Origin of the sequence: Micromonospora sp. NPDC126480, assembly GCF_040302465.1 — a bacterium.
Taxonomy (GTDB): Bacteria; Actinomycetota; Actinomycetes; order Mycobacteriales; family Micromonosporaceae; genus Micromonospora.
Genome location: NZ_JBEORU010000012.1, coordinates 172949 through 178948, shown reverse-complemented (window position 1 = coordinate 178948; position 6000 = coordinate 172949). Strand labels below are relative to the sequence as shown.

Annotated in this window: 4 protein-coding genes; 1 reads left to right on the top strand and 3 read right to left on the bottom strand. The window is 68.7% G+C overall.

Features of this window, described 5'->3' with window-relative positions:
- Nucleotides 1-479: 479 nt before the first annotated feature.
- From ABTW87_RS14330 to ABTW87_RS14320, 3 genes are all read right to left on the bottom strand, one after another.
- Nucleotides 480-1694, bottom strand: coding sequence for an NADP-dependent isocitrate dehydrogenase (locus ABTW87_RS14330; protein ID WP_350651246.1), 1215 nt, complete (start codon nt 1692-1694; stop codon nt 480-482).
- A gap of 341 nt (nt 1695-2035) precedes the next feature.
- Nucleotides 2036-2986, bottom strand: coding sequence for a malate dehydrogenase (gene mdh / locus ABTW87_RS14325; protein WP_350651245.1), 951 nt, complete (start codon nt 2984-2986; stop codon nt 2036-2038).
- Between the two features lie 99 nt (nt 2987-3085).
- Nucleotides 3086-3946 (bottom strand): bifunctional methylenetetrahydrofolate dehydrogenase/methenyltetrahydrofolate cyclohydrolase, encoded by an 861-nt coding sequence (locus ABTW87_RS14320; protein ID WP_350651244.1) that lies wholly within the window; start codon nt 3944-3946, stop codon nt 3086-3088.
- 448 nt (nt 3947-4394) lie between these two features.
- Between ABTW87_RS14320 and ABTW87_RS14315 the strand changes: the two genes are divergently transcribed.
- Nucleotides 4395-5999, top strand: a complete 1605-nt coding sequence (locus tag ABTW87_RS14315; protein WP_350651243.1) for a peptide ABC transporter substrate-binding protein — start codon at nt 4395-4397, stop codon at nt 5997-5999.
- Nucleotide 6000 lies beyond the last annotated feature (1 nt).

Here is a 6000-nt window from a genome sequence, read left to right as displayed (position 1 = left end):
GACCCTGCGGCCCTCGATCACTGCGGACCTCGAAGACCATCACAACCCCTGAAACAGTCAGGTGTTGCAACGATCCCTAGAACCCAAGCGGTAGAGGAAGGGCCCCCTCTTAACACCCGCGGACAGGGCGTGGGGGCGCGGGGCACCCGCGGACAGGGCGCGCGGGGCCGGCTGGGCGCGGAGGGCCGGAGACAGGGCGCGGGGGGCCCGGGACAGGGCCCCCCGCAGGGAAGGGACGGCTGGCTGTGCACGACAGCCGGGAAGGCTGGCTGATCGGCACGCGTGTCGCGGGGCGACCGCGTCAACCTTCCTGGACGCGACTGGCATCTCGTCCACCCAGGTCAACGAGGCGCGCCGGACAAAGTCACGCAATCCGGCGTGTCGCCTGCCGGACACGCCGGGCGGTCGGTGCCTGCGGCGTTAACAAGGGCCCCTTCTACAACGCGAGGCGTTAAGAAGGGGCCCTTCCTTGCACTTCGTCAGGCGAGCTTGCGGGCCAGGTTCTCGTCCAGCGCGTTCATGAACTCGTCGGTGGTCAGCCACGGGGCGTCCCGCGAGATGAGCAGCGCGAGGTCCTTGGTCATCTGGCCGCCCTCGACGGTCTCGATGCAGACCTGCTCGAGCGTGTTGGCGAACTCGGTGACCGCCGGGGTGCCGTCCAGCTTGCCGCGGTGGGCGAGACCACGGGTCCAGGCGAAGATCGACGCGATCGGGTTGGTCGAGGTCTTCTCGCCCTTCTGCCACTGCCGGTAGTGCCGGGTGACGGTGCCGTGCGCGGCCTCGGCCTCGACGGTCCGGCCGTCCGGGGTCATCAGCACGGACGTCATCAGGCCCAGCGAGCCGAAGCCCTGCGCCACCGTGTCGGACTGGACGTCACCGTCGTAGTTCTTGCAGGCCCAGACGAAGCCGCCCTCCCACTTCAGCGCGGCGGCGACCATGTCGTCGATGAGCCGGTGCTCGTAGGTGATGCCGGCGGCGTCGAAGTCGGCCTTGAACTCGTTCTCGAAGACCTCGGCGAAGATGTCCTTGAACCGGCCGTCGTACGCCTTCAGGATCGTGTTCTTCGTGGACAGGTAGACCGGGTAGCCGCGGTCCAGGCCGTACCGCATCGAGGCACGGGCGAAGTCGCGGATCGAGTCGTCGAAGTTGTACATGCCCATCGCGACGCCGCCGCCGGTGAAGTTGGCGACCTCCATCTCGATCGGCGCGCCGCCGTCGGTCGGGGTGTAGGTGATGGTCACCGTGCCCGGGCCGGGAACGACGAAGTCGCTCGCCTTGTACTGGTCGCCGTGGGCGTGCCGGCCGATGATGATCGGCTTCGTCCAGCCCGGCACCAGCCGCGGCACGTTGGACATGATGATCGGCTCGCGGAAGACGACGCCGCCGAGGATGTTGCGGATGGTGCCGTTCGGCGACCGCCACATCTTCTTCAGGCCGAACTCCTCGACCCGGGCCTCGTCCGGGGTGATCGTGGCGCACTTGACGCCGACGCCGTGCTCCTTGATGGCGTTGGCGGCATCGACGGTGACCTGGTCGTCGGTCTCGTCGCGGTGCTGGATCGACAGGTCGTAGTAACGAAGGTCGACGTCGAGGTAGGGCAGGATCAGCTGCTCCCGGATCTGCTTCCAGATGATCCGGGTCATCTCGTCGCCGTCGAGCTCCACGACCGGGTTGTTTACCTTGATCTTCGCCATCGGCCGGCGCTCCTCTCGGGGGACACGTGCTCAAGCAGTACGAGCGTACTGGAAAGTGACCGGGGCTCCACAGACGGCCTCGCCCCGGGTACGGGATCGCTCGCGAACCGGCCGCGGTGACATCCTTCCCGGATGCCGCCGACTCACACGGTCGGGTCCGTCACGGTAACCGCTCTCGTCGCACCAGTTGATCAAGAGGTTCTGGTCCAGGATCCGGCTCATCCCGGACGCAAACCTCTTGATCAACCCGAACGGGGCGGGGCGGGACGGCGGGGCGAGCGGGGGCGGGGGCGGGGGCGGGACGGGGTCAGCCGGGCCGCCCTCCGCGGGGTCCGCTCAGGTCACATGTTGACGACGTCGGCCTGCTTGGCGCGGACGGCCTCGGCGGCCTCCTTCAGGGCGGCCAGCTCGTCGGCGTCCAGGTCGGTCTCGACGACCCGCTTGACGCCCTCGGCGCCGATCTCCGCCTCGACGCCCAGGTAGACGCCGGAGATGCCGTACTGGCCGTCGACCCAGGCGCAGACCGGCATGACCTCGCCGGAGTCCTCCGCCACCGCCTTCGCCATCCGCGCGGCGGCGGCCGACGGCGCGTAGTACGCCGAGCCGGTCTTCAGCAGCGCGACGACCTCGGCGCCACCGTTGCGGGTCTTGACGACCAGCTCCTCGATCTGCTCGGCGGGCATGACGTCGCGCAGCGGCTTGCCGTCCACGGTGCTCTTCGACGGCACCGGGACCATGGTGTCGCCGTGCGAGCCCAGGGTCAGCGTCCGCACCGACTTCACCGGTACGCCCAGCGCCTCGGCGACGAAGTTGGTGAACCGGGCGGTGTCCAGCATGCCGGCCTGGCCGAGCACCCGGTTCTTCGGGAACTGGGTGGCGATCTGGGCCAGTGCGGTCATCTCGTCGAGCGGGTTGGAGACGACGATGACGACGGCGTTCGGGGCGTACTTGGCGACGTTCTCGGAGACCTGGCGAACGATCTTGGCGTTCGTCTCCAGCAGGTCCATCCGGCTCATGCCCGGCTTGCGGGGCAGGCCGGCGGTGATGACGACGACGTCCGAGCCCTCGATCGCCTCGTACCCCTCGCCGTTCGGGCCGGTGGTGACGCCGACGAGCTTGGTCTCGAAGCCCTCCACGGCGCGCGACTGGTTCAGGTCCAGCGCGAGACCCGCCGGCTTGCCCTCCACGATGTCGGTGATCACGACGGTGTCGAAGATGTCGTACTCGGCCAGGCGCTGTGCGGTGGTGGAGCCGTAGAAGCCGGCCCCGACGACAGTGACCTTCTTACCCATGGTCGTCCCACTCCCTGATACCAGTCGGTTTTCCGGACCGTATCAGCCATCCTGGCACCGATCCGGCCAGGGGCGGACGGTTATGACCCCGATGGGTGGTCAGTCTCGCTCGGCGCGCTCCACGACGTTCGTCAGCAGCATGGCGCGGGTCATCGGGCCGACGCCGCCGGGCATCGGAACCAGGGCCCCGGCCACCTCGGCGACCTCCTGGTCCACGTCGCCGGTGTAGCGGCCCTTTCCGTCGGGGCCGATGACGCGGGTGATGCCGACGTCGACCACGACCGCGCCGGGCGTCACCATGTCGGCGGTGAGCAGCCCCGGTACGCCGGCCGCGACGATGACGATGTCGGCAGCGCGGGTGTGCGACGCGAGGTCGAGCGTGCCGGTGTGGCAGAGGGTCACGGTGGCGTTCTCGCTGCGCCGTGTGAGCAGCAGGCCGAGCGGGCGGCCGACGGTGTTGCCCCGGCCGACCACGGCCACCTTGGCGCCGCGCAGCGCGACGTCGTGCCGGCGGAGCAGCTCGACGATGCCGCGCGGGGTGCAGGGCAGCGGGCCCGGGTAGCCGAGGACCAGCCGGCCCAGGTTGACCGGGTGCAGCCCGTCGGCGTCCTTGTCCGGGTCGATCAGTTCGAGCACCCGCTGGGTGTCGAGATGCCCGGGCAGTGGCAGCTGGACGATGTAGCCGTGGCAGGCCGGGTCGGCGTTCAGCTCTGCCAGCACGGCGTCGACCTGGTCCTGCGTGGCGTCGGCCGGCAGCTCCCGCCGGATCGAGGCGATGCCGACCTCGGCGCAGTCGCGGTGCTTGCCGTTGACGTACGCCTGGGAGCCGGGATCGCTGCCCACCAGGACGGTGCCGAGGCCGGGCGTGACCCCCCGCTCCGCCAGAGCCTTCACCCGGGTCCGAAGCTCGTCCTTGATCTCGGCCGCGGTCGCCTTGCCGTCCAGAAGCGTCGCCGTCACGCCCAGATCGTCTCACGGCCGGGACCTCGCCGGACCGACGACCCGGGCAGGCGCCCGGGGGCAGTTGAGCACCCACCGCACGATCACGTTCGGTGAGGTGTCGTTAGTCACTGTGAGTAGCTTTTGGTCGACGAGACCGGGGCCGTACCGGGACGGGCGGGCCGGAGCGGGACGCACCGCCCAGCCGCGCCGGGAGCGTGCGCGGACGACGATACCGCGCACCCTGTCGCGCACCTCCGAGGCACGAAACCCCTGCCAGCGCTCAGGCTAGCGGGCGGGTTCTCTACCAGGACACGCGCCCTGACGCAACCCCCCCTCGCACGGTCCGTTACCGCTTCGCAACGCGAACGTTGCCGATCCCGAACCCGCGACCTACCGTTACTCGTCGTTGCGCAGCGTAACCCAACGCCGGGCCTGACTGCGCAGCGTGAGGAGATGAGGAGGCTTCATGCGCGTTCGTAGGCTCGCCGCCTGGACCGCCCTCCCGCTCGCGGTGACCCTGGGCCTGGTGGCCTGCGGCTCGGGCGGCGACGGCGGATCCGGCGGTACCAACCCCAACGCGGCCGTGCGGATCGAGATCGCCGAGCCGCAGCACCTGGTGCCGGTCAACACCACCGAGACGAGCGGCTCGCAGGTGCTCGCCGCCCTGTTCAGCCCGCTTGTCGACTACGACGAGGCCAACAAGCCGTACGAGGTGGCGGCCGAGTCGGTGACGTCCGAGGACCACAGGACCTGGACGGTCAAGCTCAAGGACGGCTACACCTTCCACAACGGCGAGAAGGTCACCGCCGACAACTACATCGACGCCTGGAACTACGGCGCGTACGCGCCGAACGGCCAGAACGCCAGCTACTTCTTCGAGAAGATCGCCGGGTACGAGGACCTGCAGGGCGAGGCCCCGAAGGCCAGGACCATGTCCGGCCTGAAGAAGGTCGACGACCTGACCTTCACGGTCACGCTGTCGCAGCCGTACACCGAGTTCAAGACCATGCTCGGGTACACCGCCTTCTACCCGATGCCGAAGGCCGCGTTCTCCGCGCCGGGCGTGCTGGACGCGAGCTACGAGCAGGCCCCGATCGGTCAGGGCCCGTTCAAGATGAAGGGCACCTGGCAGCACGACGCCAAGGTCGAGGTCGAGAAGTACGACGCCTTCCCCGGCGAGCAGCCGAAGGTGGCCGGCGTCGAGTTCCGGATCTACCAGCAGCAGACCGCCGCGTACGCGGACGTGCTGTCGGACAACCTCGACGTGATCAAGACCATCCCGACCGAGAACCTGTCGACCGCCTCGACCGACCTGGGTGACCGGTTCAAGACCAGCCCCGCGTCGACGTTCCAGTTCCTGGCCTTCCCGACGTTCCAGAAGGAATACAGCAACCCGGACGTCCGCAAGGCGATCTCGATGGCGATCAACCGCGAGGAGATCACCAAGTCGGTCTTCAAGGACTCGCAGACGCCCGCCCGCGCGTTCGTCTCGCCGGTCGTCGCCGGCTACCGCGAGAACACCATCGGTGCGGCCGGCACGTTCGACCCGGCGAAGGCGAAGGCGCTGTACCAGGCCGCCGGTGGCCCGAGCAGGATCGAGCTGTCCTACAACGGCGACGGCGGCCACAAGGACTGGATCGACGCGACCTGCAACCAGCTCAAGGCCAACCTGGGCGTGGACTGCGTCGGCACCGCCGAGCCGAAGTTCGCGGACCTGCTGACCAAGGTGAAGGCGAAGCAGCCGGTCGGCCTGTTCCGGATGGGCTGGGTCATGGACTTCCCGTCCATGGAGAACTACCTCGGCCCGCTGTACAGCACCAACGGCTCGTCGAACTACTACGGCTACAGCAACCCGGAGTTCGACAAGCTGGTCGCCGAGGGCTCGGCGGCCGCCACCGAGGAAGAAGCGATCAAGAAGTACCAGCAGGCCGAAGAGCTTCTGGCCGAGGACATGCCGGTGATCCCGCTCCGGTTCGGTCAGAACAACTTCGGGCACTCGACCAAGGTCAAGAACGTCGAGGTGGACCTGTTCGACCGGGTCGACCTGCTGAAGATCGAGGTCGTTCAGTAAC